Origin of the sequence: Paenibacillus sp. oral taxon 786 str. D14, assembly GCF_000159955.1 — a bacterium.
Classification (GTDB): Bacteria; Bacillota; Bacilli; order Paenibacillales; family Paenibacillaceae; genus Fontibacillus; species Fontibacillus phoenicis.
Genome location: NZ_GG695973.1, coordinates 280,811 through 295,656, shown reverse-complemented (window position 1 = coordinate 295,656; position 14,846 = coordinate 280,811). Strand labels below are relative to the sequence as shown.

Sequence of the window (14,846 nt, the reverse complement as noted above, 5' to 3'; positions counted from 1 at the left end):
AGATTAACCATGACTGAGCAACTGACTCAATCCGATATTATTGTCTTGGTGGAGACGAAAATGAAGCATCGCCCGAAAATCGTGGAGATGTTCAAACGGTGTTACGAAAATACGCTGGAAACCACCATCCATCGCCACGACGACGGGACGGTGTTTATGCTGACCGGCGATATCCCGGCCATGTGGCTGCGCGATTCCGTGAACCAGCTTCGGCCGTATCTGATCCCGGCGGCGCAGGATGCCGGCTTGCGCGAGATTATCGAGGGCGTGTTGAGAACGCAATACCAATCGATCCTGCGGGACCCGTATGCCAACGCGTTTAACGAATTTGAGAATTTCCGCGGCCATCAGACGGATTTGACTGAGATGTCCGGCTGGATTTGGGAACGTAAATACGAGGTGGATTCGTTATGTTATCCTCTGCAGTTAGCCTATCTTTATTGGAAAAATACCGGGGAAACCCGCCACTTCACGCCGGAATTTAAGCAAGCGGCCGAGTTGATTTTGCAAACCTGGCGGACTGAGCAGCGGCATGAGGAACTGTCAAAATACACGTTCGTCCGGGAAAACAGCGGGGAAACAGATCGGCTTCCGGGACCGGTCGGCTATACGGGGATGACCTGGTCGGGCTTCCGCCCCAGCGACGATGCCTGCAAATACGGCTATCTCGTTCCGTCGAACCTTTTTGCCATCGTAGTGTTGGGTTATTTGCTGGAGATCAATGAGCGGTTTTTCGGAGATGACGCTTTCGCCGATGAGGTACGTGCGCTGCGAGAGGACATTCGGCAGGGGATTGAAAAATACGCCATCATCGAGGATGCGGAGTTCGGGAAGGTGTACGCGTACGAGGTTGACGGGCTTGGCGGCGTGAATCTGATGGACGATGCCAACGTGCCCAGCCTGTTGTCGCTGCCTTATCTCGATTACTGCAGCAAAGACGATCCGATCTATCTCAACACGCGCCGGATGATTCTGAGCCGCCGCAACCCTTACTACTATGAAGGAACGTATGCCAAAGGCATCGGCAGCCCGCACACTCCGCCAGACTACATTTGGCACATCGCCTTGTCCATTCAGGGAATCACCGCGCTGGAGGAATCGGAAAAGCTGGAGATTCTGGATATGTTCGAGCGGACCGATGCCGGAACGAATCTGGTGCATGAAGGGTTTCACAAGGATAATCCATCGGAGTATACGCGGGAATGGTTCTCCTGGTCCAACGCCATGTTTGTTGAATTCGTGCTCAGTTTATGTGGTCTGGAAATTGCCATGCGCTAGCTTTCGGGTAAGGAAAACAATCCGAAAATGGAGAAGGTTACGGGAACCGGCGGCTGGCAGGAGTTTAAGATGTTCTCGGCGGAGGTCACCGCTCCGGTACGCAGCAAGCATATCGTTTTCCTGTACTTCAAAGGCTCGGATTGGCTGTTTAACCTGGATAAGTTTACGTTGGCGATCCCGCCGTATTTACGGCACCGCCTGTTACGCCTGAGCCGCCTCGTGACCACACCCCACCAGGAGAGGTTGAGCATGTGCGAGCGGTAAAGGAAAATGGACAGATTCGGCTAACATGGGACGGACCGTATGATATGGACGGCGTGAAGGTGCAGATCCGTCTGCTCAAGAACAAGAAGAATGTCTCCAATGGATATACCGTTTCGCTGGGAGACTTGCTCAAGAAGTAAATAAAAACAGACCGGGGCGGATGTGGGATCCTGCCTTCGGTCTGTTTTTCGCGATTAGAATTAGCGTCTTAAATATTCTGCGCGTACTCTGGTGCGGGAACTTTGGTTAAGACAACGTACAGGCTGGCGGGCTCCGTTCCGTCATTCCGGTAGGAAAAGGCTTCCGCTCCTTCCAGATGCAGTGCTTCACCCTGATTCAGCGGCGAGGTTGCTCCGTCCACCGTGATCGACCCGCTGCCTTGCAGGGCTAGAATAAATACGTCCGTATTCGGATGCGTGTGGGTTGGCAGCTCTTGGCCCGGCATAAAGTTCAGCACGAACACGACGCTTTCGCCTTTTTTGAAGGCGATCCGTTTGGTGAATTTCTCGGCTTGGAAGTCCTGAAGCTGGGCTAATGCTAATTTTTCCATCTTGATGATTTCCTCCTTGTAACGGTCGCGTGGACCGGATCGTTTGGCTGGGTTTCTCCGGTTTGATCGCCGGAATCCCTGCTCCTTGTCTCCTATGTTAGCATCGAGTTGCTCCTTTCTTCTTGATTCAGATCAAGTTTGCGAAAAAATGCCCCTATTTCAAAACTCTGTGAAATGGCCACTACTGCAAATTGGAGTAAATTGGAGAAAGGGGATATGGATGTTTTTTGAAAATGTGGTGAAAGGAGTAACGCTCGTGAAACGTTTTCCGGGGATGGATCAAGAAGCGGTCATGATGGAGATTAAGCAGCTCAAGCAGAAAGCTGACCGGCTGCTTGCGATGTCAATTCGGCTGAATCAACCCAGCTTGGCGGACGAAGCGGAGCGGTTGTACCAGCAAATTGACAGGTTGGCTTTGCTCACCGGGTAATTTGACACATTTCATCCTAAGCCATACGTTTAAATATAGCTCTCATGTAAAATAACATCACATCAGAGTGGATGGATGTTATTTTTTTGACGTAAATGTATTGACAATCCCTTTTGAACGCCTATAATTAATCACAAGAATAATAGTTTAATCAATCACACCCAAGAGTTATGATATAATACCTGACATGAAGGAGGGTGTGAGTATGGCCATCTCAACCGCTGGCGAATGGAAGCAGGACATTTTGAGGATTTACAACGCGATAAATAAGCAAATCTTTAACGTGGGTGTAAAACAGCAAAAAGTAGATTTCGTCGGCAACAAAATTGTGATTATTTCTTTGAACGGGCGAGTGCCTGTCTTAAAGCTATTGGATGAGGCTTATCCTCAATCCACGAGGCAGCTGGATTACTTGTTGTTTCAGGTGTTCAAGCGGGAGATTAAGGCAACCCTCGAACGGCAATTTCAACTGAATATCGTCGCCGTACTCAAAGATTACGATGCAGAGACCGAATTTTCCGGTACGATCGTTGTCTTGGATCGCGACGTGGAGGATTATCTGAAGGAGTCGTCGGAACTTCGCTAATCGAAAGAGCCGACCAATCGTCAGTTTGGACTCGCAGCGCTATTGTTAGGAGGCGCTATGGGTTTTGACTGGCGATTTTTTTATATCAAAAAATGAAAATTTCAAGGAGTGGAGGCGTGGAGCATGCAACCCAAAATCGAAATTAACGGAGTTAGTAAATGGTTTCGCCGGAACGGCCGAGATATCCCGGCCATGCAAGAAACGAGCCTGAAGATTGAAGCGGGAAGGTTTGTCAGCATCATTGGCCCAAGTGGTTGCGGCAAGTCTACCTTGTTCAACATCATTGCCGGACTCATTCCACCCTCTACCGGAGAGGTGCTTGCGGACGGGGAGAATATCGTGGGGAAGACGGGATATGTCGGTTACATGCTGCAAAAGGATATGTTGCTGCCGTGGCGGACGATTCTGGACAACATCATTCTGGGGATGGAAATTCGCGGCGTCCCTAGAAAGGAAGCGGTGGATCGAGCTTTGCCCCTGATGGAGAAGTATGGACTCAAAGGTTTTGATAAGCATTATCCCAAGGAATTGTCGGGAGGTATGCGGCAACGGGCTGCGCTGCTGAGAACGTTGCTTTACGACCGCGACATCATCTTACTGGACGAGCCGTTTGGCGCGCTTGATGCACAGACCCGGCTAACGATGCAAAATTGGCTGTTGCAAATTTGGACCGACTTTGGAAAAACGGTGTTGTTCGTCACCCACGACATCGATGAAGCAATTTACTTGTCAGACGATATTTATGTCTTCTCTTCGCGGCCAGGCAGGGTCAAAACGAAAATCACGGTCACGATGGAGCGCCCGCGCAAAACGGAGGATATGACGTCCCCGGATTTTATGGAACTGAAACATCTCTTGCTTGACCAGTTATCGGCGGGACATGCGGAGGAAGAACTCGCGCTTTGACCGTTTGGATAAAAAAATAACGATCTAGGAGGGATGAAGTGTGGAAGAAACTGTGCGTAAATCGACCTTTGTGATCCATTCTCTATCCACCGATGCGGCGGTAACGGTAGCCGAAAAAAAGCTGAAGCCCCCGTCTGCCTCAAATTCAGCACCGCTGATTTATGACGAGGAGGCAGCGGAGCGGAAGAAAGCCCGCAGAATCGGCTGGGGAAGGGTGGCCGTAGGGGTTCTGCTGTTCATCATCTGGGAGGTGTTTACCCGGATCGGTTGGCTGGATTCTTATTATTGGAGCAGCCCGAGCGCGATATGGCAAACGACCTGGCTGCAAGTGGCAGAGGGCGGGCTGCTGGGGGATATCGCCTATACATCAGGCTCAACCGTGCTGGGCTTTGTGTTCGGCACATTATGCGGAGCTTTGTTGGGCTTGTCCTTCTGGTGGTCACGGAGCTATGCCGGCATTAGCGAACCTTACTTGATTATATTAAACGCGATGCCCAAGCTGGCTCTTGCGCCTGTCCTCGTCATTTTGCTGGGAATCGGCTTCTTCTCCAAAGTGGCGCTGGCTTTTTCCATGACGGTTGTGGTATCTGCCTTGTCCGCCTACAGCGGGGTGAAGAGCGTGGACCCGGACATGGAGAAGCTGATGTATTCGCTTGGGGCCAAACGCTGGCAGGTGTTTACCAAAGTCGTCATTCCATGGTCGATGCCTTGGATCATCAGCAGCTTGCGTATCAACATTGCTCTGGCGCTTGCCGGGGCCATCGTCGGTGAATTCATCGCCTCCAGCCAAGGCGTTGGACGCATGATCATGTATGCGGGGACGATTCTTGACATCAATCTCGTGTGGGTTGGCGTAGTGGTTTTGTCTGTGCTATCCATGGCCATGTATTGGGGAGTTGTACTCTTGGAAAGAGGGTTGTCCAAAGGTTTCGGCGTCAAGTAGCGGGAAACCTGTCAGTCAACCGGAATTAGAAAATGTTCATGAGGGGGAAGTTGGATGAGAAAGAGCAGACTGTTACCGTTATTATTGGGATTGGCTTTGACGGGCAGCTTACTTGCAGGATGCGGAGGGAAAAGCGAGCCAACGGCGGAAGCGGCAGAGGGGAGCACAGAGCTCAAAAAGATCGTCATCGCCGAACCGGTTCATTCCACGGGATATCTTCCGCTCTATTTGGCTCAGCGGGAAGGTTACTTTAAGAAACGGGGATTGGATGTAGAAGTGATTCAGGCTGCCGGCGGCGCTCACGTCACGGCGGTGGTTAGCGGGGACGCATGGGGCGTCATCGGTGGAACAGAGTCCAATGCGCTGGCAAACAAGAAAAATTCCGATCCCATCGTGTCGATCGTCAACGTCGTTAACCGAGCCAACGTCTACTTGGTAGCCAAGAAGGGGCTGGCTCCGGCCGGCAGTTCAGAGGCGGATTTGAAGGAGTTCTTTAAGGGGAAGAAGATCAACGCCGGACGTCATGGCGGTACTCCTAATTTGCTGATCCGTTATTTGCTGATCTACTTGGGACTGGATCCGGAGAAAGATGTCACTCTGCTTGAGCCGGCGGATGCCTCGACGGTCGTGACGATGGTGCAGCAGGGAGCGGCAGATATCGGCAATGGGGCGGAGCCGCAAATTAGCGACGGGATCTCCAAGGACGTCTGGGGCGAACCCTTTTATAAATTCCATGACTTCGGCGATTTCTCCTATTCCGTGCTCAGCGTGAAACAATCGACGATCGATAAAGATCCGGAAACGGTGCAGTTGTTCACCGACGCTATTATTGAGGCGCTGAAGGTGGTTCAAGAGGACAAAGAACTAGCGATGAAAAACATGAAAGCCGAGTTCCCTACGTTATCCGATGCTGCGATTCAGGCCTCCCTTGACCGCGCCTATGCGGACAGCCTATGGAGCAGGGATGGGTTCATTACGGAAGCCGCCGTGAAACAAGACATGGACGTGCTGATCAAAACCGGGATTTATACGGGCGATTACTCCTATGATCAATTGGTCGACATGCAGTTCGTTAATTCATCCAAGTAAGGAAAGGAAAGGTGAAGCGAAGTGAATTTAGAGCAGAAGCTAATGAACAGCCGGACAGCCATCGTGGTGGTAGATGTTCAAAATGATTACTGTCACCCGGAGGGAGCTTTAGCCCAAGCGGGTAATGACGTTGGTGCCGTGGCCGACATGATGCCGAATTTACATCGCTTGCTGGCGGCGGCCAGAGAATTCGGGGTACCGGTGATGTTTATCCAGACCTTTCATGAAGAAGCGACCGATTCCGAAGCTTGGAAAGAACGATCTAACGGAAAATCGATGGCGGTATGCCGGAAGGGCACCTGGGGGGCGGATTTCTACGAAGTTGCCCCCGAGCCGGGTGAGGTTGTCGTGAACAAACACCGATACAGCGCTTTTGTGAATACCCGGCTCGATTCGATCCTGCGGAGCCAGAAGATCGAAACGCTGATCATGACCGGTGTCAGCACCAATGTGTGCGTGGAATCGACGGCCCGGGACGGTTTTATGCTGGATTATCACATCGTGCTGCTTCGCGATGCTTGCGCCTCTTATTCCAATCAAGCTCATGAAATGACGATCAAAAATATCGAAGGATATTTCGGTGAGGTCACGGACACCCGGGAAGTGATTTCCTTGTGGGAACGGGCTTGGAAGACGACCGTGAACCCAATGACAATGACACAAGTGTAAAGCAGGTGCAGGCATGGGCATGAACGGCAAATACCGTACACTGGTTCAATATATTATTTGTACGGGAGCATTCTTATCCAACTGTTCCGCCGGCATGTTCAACATCGCGCTGGTTGATATCGCTAGAGATTATCAGATCGGTCTTGCCTCCGCGCAATGGGTTGTTACGGCTTATCTGCTGGTCATTTCCGTACTCCTGCCGGTGATGGGGAAACTCGGGGATATCCGGGGACGGCGGTCCGTGCATAATCTGGGTTATCTCGGTTTCGCGTTAGGGGCGCTTGGCTGCGCGCTTGCCCCGTCACTGGGCTGGCTGATTGCCTTCCGTATCGTGCAAGGCCTTGGCGCTTCGATGTATCAGGCGACGAACATGGCGCTGATCGTTTCTCTGTTTCCTCCTGAAAAGAGAGGGAGAGCCTTAGGGATGATCAGCACCTTCGTGGCCGCCGGTTCGATGATCGGCCCCAGCCTGGGCGGTGTACTGATTCAATGGATATCTTGGGAGGCATGCTTCTGGCTGCTGGCCGGTACCGCGTTAGTGGCTTGGATGATGGCCCAGCGGTTTATTCCGAAGGATCAGCCGGAGGAGCAAGGGCACATCGATGTAACCGGAGCTCTGCTGTTTGGGACTTCGTTAACCGGCCTTGTCACAGCGATTCATCTAAGCTCGGAATGGGGATGGGGATCTCTGCCTGTGGTCGTGTTGCTGCTGTTGTTTGCGGGTTGTGCCGCCGGGTTTGTGATGTGGAGTCTCTCCACCAGCGACTCCCCCTTCATCGATCTCAAGCTGCTCGGCGATGCTGCGACGAATACCGGGCTCTGGATCACCATCGTTACGTATATGGCCGCGTTTTCGGCGCAACTCGTATTGCCGGTGTTTCTTCGCCATGAGCTTAGCACTCCGCCGGCGATGGCCGGATTGATGATGATGGGTTATCCGCTGGCGTTGATCGTCGCCTCCCCGTTATTTGGCAGTTTGTCGGACAAGCACGGTTCCTTACCGTTGTTGACGGCCGGATTGTTGGCGATGTCCGGGACGTTAGTTGCTTTAGGTTTTCTTTCCTCCTCGTATCCGATGTTTCTATTAATTACATTGATTGTTTTGCTGGGTGCATCCATGGGGATGATCACTTCGCCCAATACGAGCCTGGTGATGGGCCGTGTGGATCCTGGTCACTTGGGGTTAATCAGCAGTTTACTCGCGTTGTCGCGTAATCTTGGCATGATATTCGGTACTGCGGCAGGCGGCGCGTTCATAGCCGGCGCAGACGGTTATCGGATGGTTTTCGTCCTTTGTCTCGCGTTGGTGTTAGGTTCCGTAGTTCTTCTGCTTGTTACCGTTCGTCAAGCACGGCACCGTCGTCGCCATGAGGAGACGGTATCGCCATCCTAAAAAAAGCCATTGCCTGGACGTTAACGTCTGGGCAATGGCTTTTTGGCGTGATTCGCTTACAATGTGACCCCCGTTTTGAAAATAGCCAGCTCGCGGACCTCGTTCTGCTCGTTCCGGGTGGGTTGACCGCTGGCTACCGCGATAACGTAATGGATAAACTGCTCCAGCACTTCTTCCATCGGCGTATCCAGCAAGACCCCGGCGTTGAAGTCCATCCAGTGCTGTTTCCGGGCGAACAGTTCGTTGTTCGTGGCGACCTTGACGGTAGGGACGAAGCTGCCAAACGGCGTCCCGCGGCCGGTCGTGAAAAGGACTAGCTGGCAGTCGGCGGCGGCCAGCGCAGAGGAGGCGACCAGGTCATTTCCTGGTGCCTGCAGCAGGCTAAGGCCTTTCTTGCGCAGCTTCTCGCCGTATTTCAGGACGTCGACCACCGGAGCGGTCCCGGCTTTTTGCGTGCAGCCCAGCGATTTGTCCTCCAGCGTACTAATGCCGCCGGCTTTATTGCCGGGCGAGGGATTTTCATAGACAGGCTCGCCGTAGGACAGGAAATATTGCTTAAAATCGTTGATGAGAGCAACAATCTGCTCGAACACCTCTTGACTCTCCGCGCGGGCCATCAGCATCTGCTCGGCCCCAAACATCTCGGGAACTTCTGTTAGAATCGTAGAGCCGCCCTGCGAAATGAGAAAATCGGAAAAAGCGCCGAGCAGCGGGTTGGCCGTAATGCCGGAGAAACCGTCCGAGCCGCCGCACTTAAGCCCAACGTTCAGCTCGCTGACCGGCACCGGCTCCCGGCGGTCGTTGCGCGCCGCCTCAACCAGTTCTTCCAGCAGCGCCAGACCAGCCTCCAGCTCATCCTCGACCTCCTGAGCTACAAGAAATTTGACGCGTTGCTCGTCGTAATCGCCTAGCCGCTCCCGGAACTCGGATACGACGTTATTCTCGCAGCCCAGTCCAAACACGAGAACGCCGCCTGCATTGGGGTGAAGCACGGCGTCTGCGAGAATGCTGCGCGTCATGAGATGATCTTCCCCAAGCTGCGAGCAGCCGTAGGGGTGCTTCAACACGGTAATGTTATCGAAGGGGCCAAGATCCGGGTGCTCCGCTTTAAAGGCGCGGATCATTTGCTCCGCAATCCCGTTCACACAGCCGACGGTAGGCACGATGTACAGATCGTTGCGTATGCCGGTTTTTCCGTTGGCCCGACGGTATCCCTGAAAGGTTAAGGAACGCTTCGGATAAATGACGGGGTGCAGGTTCGGTTGATACTCGTATTGCTCCTCACCGGCGAGATTCGTTTTGATATTATGCGTGTGCACCCACTCTCCAGGAGCGATCGCGGTTACAGCGCGGCCAATGGGATAGCCGTACTTCGTAACGGACGAACCGGCGGGAATGGCGGTGAGTGCGATTTTATGGCCTTGGGGAATGTCCTGCACCGCTCGAACGGACTCCTTGTCAAGCTGGAGATCTTCACCAGCTGCGATTGGCCGCAAAGCCACCGCTACGTTGTCGCGCGGGTTCATTTTCATTAATCGTCGCATCGGCTGCCGCCTCCCAACCATTGTAATGTCGCTCGGGCGCCAAAAGCGTCCAGCTTCCGGACATATTGCTCCAGGGTGTCGGCCAGTTCGGGAACGCTGGATAAGTCTTCTCCCCACAGCTTCGTTTCCCGTAACAGGGCCGGAATCGCTTCAGCGGGCTGCGACCACGCCTGATCAAAGAGGGCCAGCACCTCCGGGCTGTCCTTCCGCACAAGCCGGTCGCCCCGATAACCAACCAGCAAGGCGGCGAAGGCCAGCGTGATCCGCTTCGGCAGCTCGCCCCGTTCCCGCTGGTAGCGGAGGAGCACAGGCAGCAGCCGGGTCTGGAATTTAGCGATGCTGTTTAGCGAGATCGAAGCCAGCTCGTGTCGGATGAACGGGTTCATAAAGCGTTCCCGCACGGCCTCGGCATAAGACAACAGCCCGGATCTGGGCAAATCAAGCATCGGAACGATCTCCTGCTCCATCAGCTCCCTAACGAACACAGACAAATCCTCGTCGTTCATCACATCCTCGACCGTTGTCAGACCGGCGAGTAAGCCCAACGCGGCCATCGCCGTGTGGGGGCCGTTCAGCAGATGAACCTTCTGCTCGCGGTACGGACGCAGGTCCTCGGTGAAGATGACGTTTAATCCCGCCTCGGACAGCGGCAGCCGTTCAGGCAGCCAGGCCGGGCCTTCGATGACCCACAGCAGGTAAGGCTCGGCGGTCACCATCAAGCGGTCTTGGTAGCCAAGCTGTTGTTCCAGCTGCCCCGCTTTCTGCTGCGGAAATCCGGGGACGATCCGGTCCACGAGGCTGCAGCAAAAGGTGTTTTCCCGTTCAAGCCATTGAATGAACCCATCGCCAAGATCCCATTCGGCGGCGTAGCGCAGCACGATCTCGCGCAGCTTCTCGCCGTTGCGGTCGATCAGTTCACAGGGGATGATCGTAAATCCCGCTTTGCCCAGCTGATAGCGGCGGTAGAGCAGGGCGGTCAGCTTGCCGGGAAAGCTCCGCTGCGGCGCGTCCGTGAGGCGGTCCTCCGGGTTGTAGGCGATGCCGGCCTCGGTAGTGTTCGAGGTGATGAACTCCAGCGAATCTTGCTCCGCTAGAGCGAGAAATTGCTCATAATCGGTGTAAGGACTGATCAGCCGGCTGACGGAGTGATTGATCTCGTGTTCGTTGACCACTTGCTGCTCCGCGATCCCGTTAATAAGAACCGTGTAAAGGTGATCCTGCTTCGCATAATGTTCGGATACCGGGCTGCTCTGCGGCTTGATCATCACCACGCTGCCTTGAAACCGGCCTTGCTTGTTCATCTGCTGCACCTGCCAGGCGGTAAAGGCACGCATGAAATTCCCTTCGCCGAACTGGATCATCCGTTCCGGGTAGGCAGGCAAATCGGGAAATAAGGTTCGGGATAAGAGCGGGTATTGCGGTGTGTCCATCGTTTTTTCGCCTCCTTGTTTTAGATGCTGATAGGAGATTAAGAGAAGTTAGGTATTTGCACACGTGAACATTTTGGAGTATGGCGAGCTGCCTGGCTTGCCGGAAAGGACCAGGACAAGCTTGAGAAGCTGTCGAAGTGCGGGACGAAGCGAACCCTTAGCGGCTAACAGAAGCAACCCATAGCGGCTTGCAGACGATAAGCATAATTCAGCGCTACAGTTCAAATCAAGAGATCTTGGCCACGGACTGACGGATCACCAGCGTCGTTGGGACGAACAGGGTCTCGCCAGGTGGTTCTGTTGGTTGTTCCTTATCCGATGATTCTGTACTCGGGGGTTGCATCAGCTCGATCAGCTTGCGGGTTCCCAGCTCGCTGATATCAGCAACCGGCTTGCGGATGGTCGTCAAGGCTGGATTCGTGTAACCTGCGAACACGATATCGTCGAACCCGATCAGCGACACCTGATTGGGCACGTTCACGCCCCGGGCGAAGCAGGCGTTCATCGCCCCGATCGCCATATCGTCGTTCGCGCAAAACACCAGCGTTGGCGGCTCCTTCAGATCCAGCAGCGCGTTCATCATCCGGTACCCGCTGTCGATGCTGTAATCTCCGGCAACTTGATATTCAGCGGGAAGGGCAAGACCATGGGCGAGTAAGCTTTCCAGGAAGCCTTGCTTCCGTTCAGCCGCAGACCGAAAGCCTGCTTTGCCTTCCATGATGGCCAGCCGCCGATGGCCTTGGGCGATCGCATAGTTGATCGCTTCCCGCACCCCTTCCCGATCATTGGCAACGACGTTCACGATGCCGGGATCGTCCAGATAGCGGTTTAGGACAACGAGCGGGATGCCCGCCTGCTTCACATGGTAAATAAACGCATTGTCGGCATCGCTTTGGCTCATGACTAGGATACCATCGAAGCGGTGCGGCGAAATGCCCTCCAAATGGCGGATGCCGTCGATCCCGTGCACAGTAAGACTGTAGTTTTCATCCAGCGCATGGTGAATGCCCTTAATCGCATCCACGAGGAAGCTGGCCGACGTGCCTTGATCGATGCTGGAGAAGAACAAACCGATCGTATACGTCTTCTTCATCACCAGACTTTTGGCGCTGACATTCGGAACATAATTCATTTCGGCGGCGATTTTTTCGATTTTCGCCCGCGTCTCCGGCTTAATCAGCGGGCTCCCGTTTAACGCCCGGGACACCGTGGTGTGGGACACACCGGCCACGCGGGCAATGTCTTTAATCGTAATCATAGAACCTCAACTTCCGCAGGAATTCGCAAGTTTTTCACGTTTTCATTCTATTCCCAGATATCTAAAAAAGTCAAGAAAAACAAGCAATGCACACGTGAAAATAAAATTTGCCCCAAGTTAAATGTAAGCGCTATAATTATCGGTAAAATAAACGGAGAGGATGAGCGGATATGCACGTTGAGGAGCAGCGATCAAAGCTATGGGAGGCGCTTGGGGAGTTGCCGTCCTTTGAAAGACCGGTTTCCGCCCGGTTATTAAAGCGGGAGGCGTTGGACGGATATGAGCTGGAGACCTTGCTGCTGGATTTAAACGGGCTGGAGCCGGTACCGGCATATTTCGCTAAGCCGCAGGAAGGGGAGGGACCTTACCCGCTTGTCGTGTTTAATCACTCCCACGGCGGAAATTACGGGAACGGCCGCAAGGAGTTGATTCGCAGCAGCGGTTATCTTCAAGAACCGTCTTTTGCCAAGGTGCTGACCGGCCTAGGCTGCGCGGTATGCAGCATCGATATGTGGGGCTTTCATGAGCGCAGCGGCAAGACCGAAGGCGAGCTTGTAAAAGAAATGTTGTGGACCGGACGATCGTTATGGGGCATGATGATTTACGATAATTATCGGCTGATCGACTATCTGTGTACCCGGGAAGACATCGATCCTTCGCGTATCGGCACGATCGGCATGTCCATGGGAGGGCTGATGGCGTGGTGGCTGGCAGCGCTCGACGAACGGGTGGGCGTCGTCGTTGACCTCTGCGGGCAGGTTGATGCAGAAACATTGATTGCGCGGCGCGGTCTGGAACATCACGGGTTTTATTACTACGTACCCGGGCTGCTGAAGCATTTTACGACCCTCGATATTCAAAAGCTCATCGTTCCCCGCCCCCGTCTCAGCCTGGTTGGCCGCAACGACCGGTTATGCCCATTTGAAGGGGTACAGCTGCTTGATCAAGGCTTACGTGAAGCCTATGGAGCCGCTGGAAAGCCCAACCATTGGCAAACCGTCATCACCGGCGGCGGTCATATGGAAACCGCGGAAATGCGCGCGGCGTGGCCAGAATTTATCGCCCAGCATCTGCTGCATTCCGCGCCATAGGAAGGGGTTCGCGCCCGGAGCGGTCATCAGCCGCTTTCCCTTCCGCGAAGCTCCTCCGACGGCAGCCGGCCGAACTCGCGCTTGTAAAGCCGGGCGAAATAAACCGGCTCTAAGCCGACATAAGCCGCGGCTTGACGGATCGTCATGTCGGGATGATCCATCAATAGGTGCCGGGCTGTTTTCAGCCGGATCTGATGAAGGTATTGCAGCGGCGTTAACCCCATTGCTTGCCGGAAGAGCCGGGTCAGCTGCTTCTGCGAGTAGCCGACGTGGCCTGCCAGCCCGGCGATGGTGATCGGCCGATTCAAGTGGTCATGCAGGAAGCGAATCGCAACATCTACAACCGACGCCCGGTATGAGGCGGGGGGAGCGGCGGGCGGTACCACTGGGACGCCTGAATCGGCCTCTACGCTCGTTTGGCCTGACGTATCCTTGAGGATGGCTAGAAACAACGAATACAGCAGCTCGGTCGTTCGCCAAGGGTCATGCTCGTTGCCGGACAGCTGCCAGATGGCAAGCAGGCGATCCGTAAATAACGAGACGTCCGAGAGCTGCAGCAGCCGAGGGGCATCCCCAAAGCCCCAATGGCTTAGCACCTCGCCGAAGTTTTCCAGCAATGTGACATACCCGACGAACCAGGGCTCCTCCCCGTAAGGCATATATTCATGAGCGCAGCCGGCAGGGATGTAGAGTAATTGGCCGGGGCGAAGAATGTCCCATTTGTCCTTGTTAACATAAAGCCGGCGAAACTGCCCTGTCCCGGAGATCGTCAAGAACAGCTGATGCGCCGAGAATCCCTTCATCCGCGTGAGCGGAGGCTGAATTTCCGTACCAACCGTATAAACGGATAACGGCAGAAGCTCGTTGCGGGAAGGGGTTAAATTACTTCTGAGCGGAAGCAGGTCCATGGGGAGTTCCTCCAATTTGTCCATTTTGTCTGGTGGTTTGTCCGATTTGTGGCTTCCGCCCGATTATATCCCACCTCTATAATGAGAGCAAATCGTTTGGGGAGTGTGAATTAGGTGGAACTGAACCGTGAATGGGAAAATTTATCGTGTCTGCACATCGGCCGGCTGCCGGCCCGCGCCTCCTATATTCCGTATGGGAGCGTCGAGACAGCCCGAACGGGAAAACGCGGGCGCTCACCGCATTATCAAACGTTAAACGGAAGCTGGAAATTCCGCTATCATCGCAGCGTTCGCGAGGTAGACAACCATTTCTTTGAGACGGAAACGGATGTGAGCGCTTGGGACGATCTGATCGTGCCTTCCTGCTGGCAAACGAACGGCTATGATCAGTTACATTATACGAACGTCAACTATCCGATTCCTTACGATCCGCCGTTTGTGCCGGACGACAATCCTGCGGGTACATATGTAAGGGATTTCAATTTGCCTGAAGCGTGGATGAAGAGG

The 14,846-nt window shown here is 54.0% G+C and carries 17 protein-coding genes; 12 read left to right on the top strand and 5 right to left on the bottom strand.

The annotated features are described in order from the left end of the window. Positions 1-9: 9 nt before the first annotated feature. Genes POTG_RS08095 through POTG_RS24730 form a run of 3 tightly spaced genes read left to right on the top strand, consistent with a single transcriptional unit; the run spans position 10 to position 1,682 of the window. Positions 10-1,278 (top strand): glycoside hydrolase family 125 protein, encoded by a 1,269-nt coding sequence (locus tag POTG_RS08095; RefSeq protein WP_009224341.1) that lies wholly within the window; start codon positions 10-12, stop codon positions 1,276-1,278. A gap of 27 nt (positions 1,279-1,305) precedes the next feature. Then, positions 1,306-1,542, top strand: a complete 237-nt coding sequence (locus tag POTG_RS24735; RefSeq protein WP_009224340.1) for a carbohydrate-binding protein — start codon at positions 1,306-1,308, stop codon at positions 1,540-1,542. Further along, on the top strand, positions 1,530-1,682 hold the full coding sequence (locus POTG_RS24730; RefSeq protein WP_009224339.1) for a hypothetical protein: 153 nt from the start codon (positions 1,530-1,532) through the stop codon (positions 1,680-1,682). Before POTG_RS24735 ends, POTG_RS24730 begins: the two co-directional genes overlap by 13 nt. Positions 1,683-1,750: 68 nt before the next feature. Here the strand turns inward: POTG_RS24730 and POTG_RS08085 are convergent, their stop codons facing one another. Beyond that, positions 1,751-2,092 (bottom strand): cupin domain-containing protein, encoded by a 342-nt coding sequence (locus tag POTG_RS08085; RefSeq protein WP_009224338.1) that lies wholly within the window; start codon positions 2,090-2,092, stop codon positions 1,751-1,753. 256 nt (positions 2,093-2,348) lie between these two features. Here POTG_RS08085 and POTG_RS08080 point away from each other — a divergent pair, with 256 nt between their 5' ends. The 7 genes from POTG_RS08080 to POTG_RS08050 all read left to right on the top strand — a co-directional run bounded on the left by POTG_RS08080 (position 2,349) and on the right by POTG_RS08050 (position 8,108). Then, the gene (locus POTG_RS08080) at positions 2,349-2,522 is read left to right on the top strand and encodes a hypothetical protein (RefSeq protein ID WP_157268794.1); all 174 of its coding nucleotides are present in this window, start codon (positions 2,349-2,351) and stop codon (positions 2,520-2,522) included. 205 nt (positions 2,523-2,727) lie between these two features. Next, a complete protein-coding gene (locus POTG_RS08075) occupies positions 2,728-3,108 on the top strand; it encodes a Na-translocating system protein MpsC family protein (protein WP_009224336.1) in 381 nt (126 codons plus the stop codon). Positions 3,109-3,231: 123 nt separating this feature from the next. Then, positions 3,232-4,014: an ABC transporter ATP-binding protein gene (locus tag POTG_RS08070; protein ID WP_016311240.1), complete on the top strand. Its 783-nt coding sequence runs from the start codon at positions 3,232-3,234 to the stop codon at positions 4,012-4,014. Positions 4,015-4,054: 40 nt separating this feature from the next. Beyond that, on the top strand, positions 4,055-4,957 hold the full coding sequence (locus POTG_RS08065; RefSeq protein ID WP_009224334.1) for an ABC transporter permease: 903 nt from the start codon (positions 4,055-4,057) through the stop codon (positions 4,955-4,957). Positions 4,958-5,011: 54 nt separating this feature from the next. Continuing rightward, complete coding sequence (locus tag POTG_RS08060; RefSeq protein WP_009224333.1) at positions 5,012-6,046, top strand: ABC transporter substrate-binding protein; 1,035 nt, start codon at positions 5,012-5,014, stop codon at positions 6,044-6,046. A 42-nt stretch (positions 6,047-6,088) separates the two neighbouring features. Continuing rightward, complete coding sequence (locus POTG_RS08055) at positions 6,089-6,715, top strand: cysteine hydrolase family protein (RefSeq protein ID WP_036644808.1); 627 nt, start codon at positions 6,089-6,091, stop codon at positions 6,713-6,715. Positions 6,716-6,728: 13 nt separating this feature from the next. Further along, a complete protein-coding gene (locus tag POTG_RS08050) occupies positions 6,729-8,108 on the top strand; it encodes an MFS transporter (RefSeq protein ID WP_009224331.1) in 1,380 nt (459 codons plus the stop codon). Between the two features lie 56 nt (positions 8,109-8,164). Here the strand turns inward: POTG_RS08050 and POTG_RS08045 are convergent, their stop codons facing one another. The 3 genes from POTG_RS08045 to POTG_RS08035 form a co-directional block, all read right to left on the bottom strand. Further along, complete coding sequence (locus tag POTG_RS08045; protein ID WP_009224330.1) at positions 8,165-9,652, bottom strand: UxaA family hydrolase; 1,488 nt, start codon at positions 9,650-9,652, stop codon at positions 8,165-8,167. Further along, a complete protein-coding gene (locus tag POTG_RS08040) occupies positions 9,640-11,082 on the bottom strand; it encodes a tagaturonate reductase (RefSeq protein WP_009224329.1) in 1,443 nt (480 codons plus the stop codon). The genes POTG_RS08045 and POTG_RS08040 overlap by 13 nt, the downstream gene beginning before the upstream one ends. Before the next feature lie 226 nt (positions 11,083-11,308). After that, positions 11,309-12,340: a LacI family DNA-binding transcriptional regulator gene (locus POTG_RS08035; RefSeq protein ID WP_009224328.1), complete on the bottom strand. Its 1,032-nt coding sequence runs from the start codon at positions 12,338-12,340 to the stop codon at positions 11,309-11,311. Positions 12,341-12,510: 170 nt separating this feature from the next. On the opposite strand from POTG_RS08035, the gene POTG_RS08030 reads away from it, so the two are divergent. Then, entirely contained in the window at positions 12,511-13,431 is a 921-nt protein-coding gene (locus tag POTG_RS08030; protein ID WP_009224327.1) for a dienelactone hydrolase family protein, read from the top strand. A gap of 26 nt (positions 13,432-13,457) precedes the next feature. Here POTG_RS08030 and POTG_RS08025 read toward each other — a convergent pair whose 3' ends face one another. Further along, positions 13,458-14,339, bottom strand: coding sequence for an AraC family transcriptional regulator (locus POTG_RS08025; RefSeq protein WP_009224326.1), 882 nt, complete (start codon positions 14,337-14,339; stop codon positions 13,458-13,460). Positions 14,340-14,453: 114 nt separating this feature from the next. On the opposite strand from POTG_RS08025, the gene POTG_RS08020 reads away from it, so the two are divergent. After that, positions 14,454-14,846: sugar-binding domain-containing protein (locus POTG_RS08020; protein ID WP_036644690.1), on the top strand; the 393-nt coding region annotated here is incomplete at its 3' end.

What these genes read in the sequence shown, in the direction of transcription:
- POTG_RS08070 (WP_016311240.1), top strand. Translation starts at nt 3,232, where the DNA reads ATGCAACCCAAAATCGAAATTAACGGAGTTAGTAAATGGTTTCGCCGG.
- POTG_RS08060 (WP_009224333.1), top strand. Translation starts at nt 5,012, where the DNA reads ATGAGAAAGAGCAGACTGTTACCGTTATTATTGGGATTGGCTTTGACG.
- POTG_RS08055 (WP_036644808.1), top strand. Translation starts at nt 6,089, where the DNA reads ATGAACAGCCGGACAGCCATCGTGGTGGTAGATGTTCAAAATGATTAC.
- POTG_RS08035 (WP_009224328.1), bottom strand. Translation starts at nt 12,340, where the DNA reads ATGATTACGATTAAAGACATTGCCCGCGTGGCCGGTGTGTCCCACACC.
- POTG_RS08040 (WP_009224329.1), bottom strand. Translation starts at nt 11,082, where the DNA reads ATGGACACACCGCAATACCCGCTCTTATCCCGAACCTTATTTCCCGAT.
- POTG_RS08075 (WP_009224336.1), top strand. Translation starts at nt 2,728, where the DNA reads ATGGCCATCTCAACCGCTGGCGAATGGAAGCAGGACATTTTGAGGATT.
- POTG_RS08025 (WP_009224326.1), bottom strand. Translation starts at nt 14,339, where the DNA reads ATGGACCTGCTTCCGCTCAGAAGTAATTTAACCCCTTCCCGCAACGAG.
- POTG_RS24735 (WP_009224340.1), top strand. Translation starts at nt 1,306, where the DNA reads ATGGAGAAGGTTACGGGAACCGGCGGCTGGCAGGAGTTTAAGATGTTC.
- POTG_RS08095 (WP_009224341.1), top strand. Translation starts at nt 10, where the DNA reads ATGACTGAGCAACTGACTCAATCCGATATTATTGTCTTGGTGGAGACG.
- POTG_RS08085 (WP_009224338.1), bottom strand. Translation starts at nt 2,092, where the DNA reads ATGGAAAAATTAGCATTAGCCCAGCTTCAGGACTTCCAAGCCGAGAAA.
- POTG_RS08045 (WP_009224330.1), bottom strand. Translation starts at nt 9,652, where the DNA reads ATGCGACGATTAATGAAAATGAACCCGCGCGACAACGTAGCGGTGGCT.
- POTG_RS08050 (WP_009224331.1), top strand. Translation starts at nt 6,729, where the DNA reads ATGGGCATGAACGGCAAATACCGTACACTGGTTCAATATATTATTTGT.
- POTG_RS08030 (WP_009224327.1), top strand. Translation starts at nt 12,511, where the DNA reads ATGCACGTTGAGGAGCAGCGATCAAAGCTATGGGAGGCGCTTGGGGAG.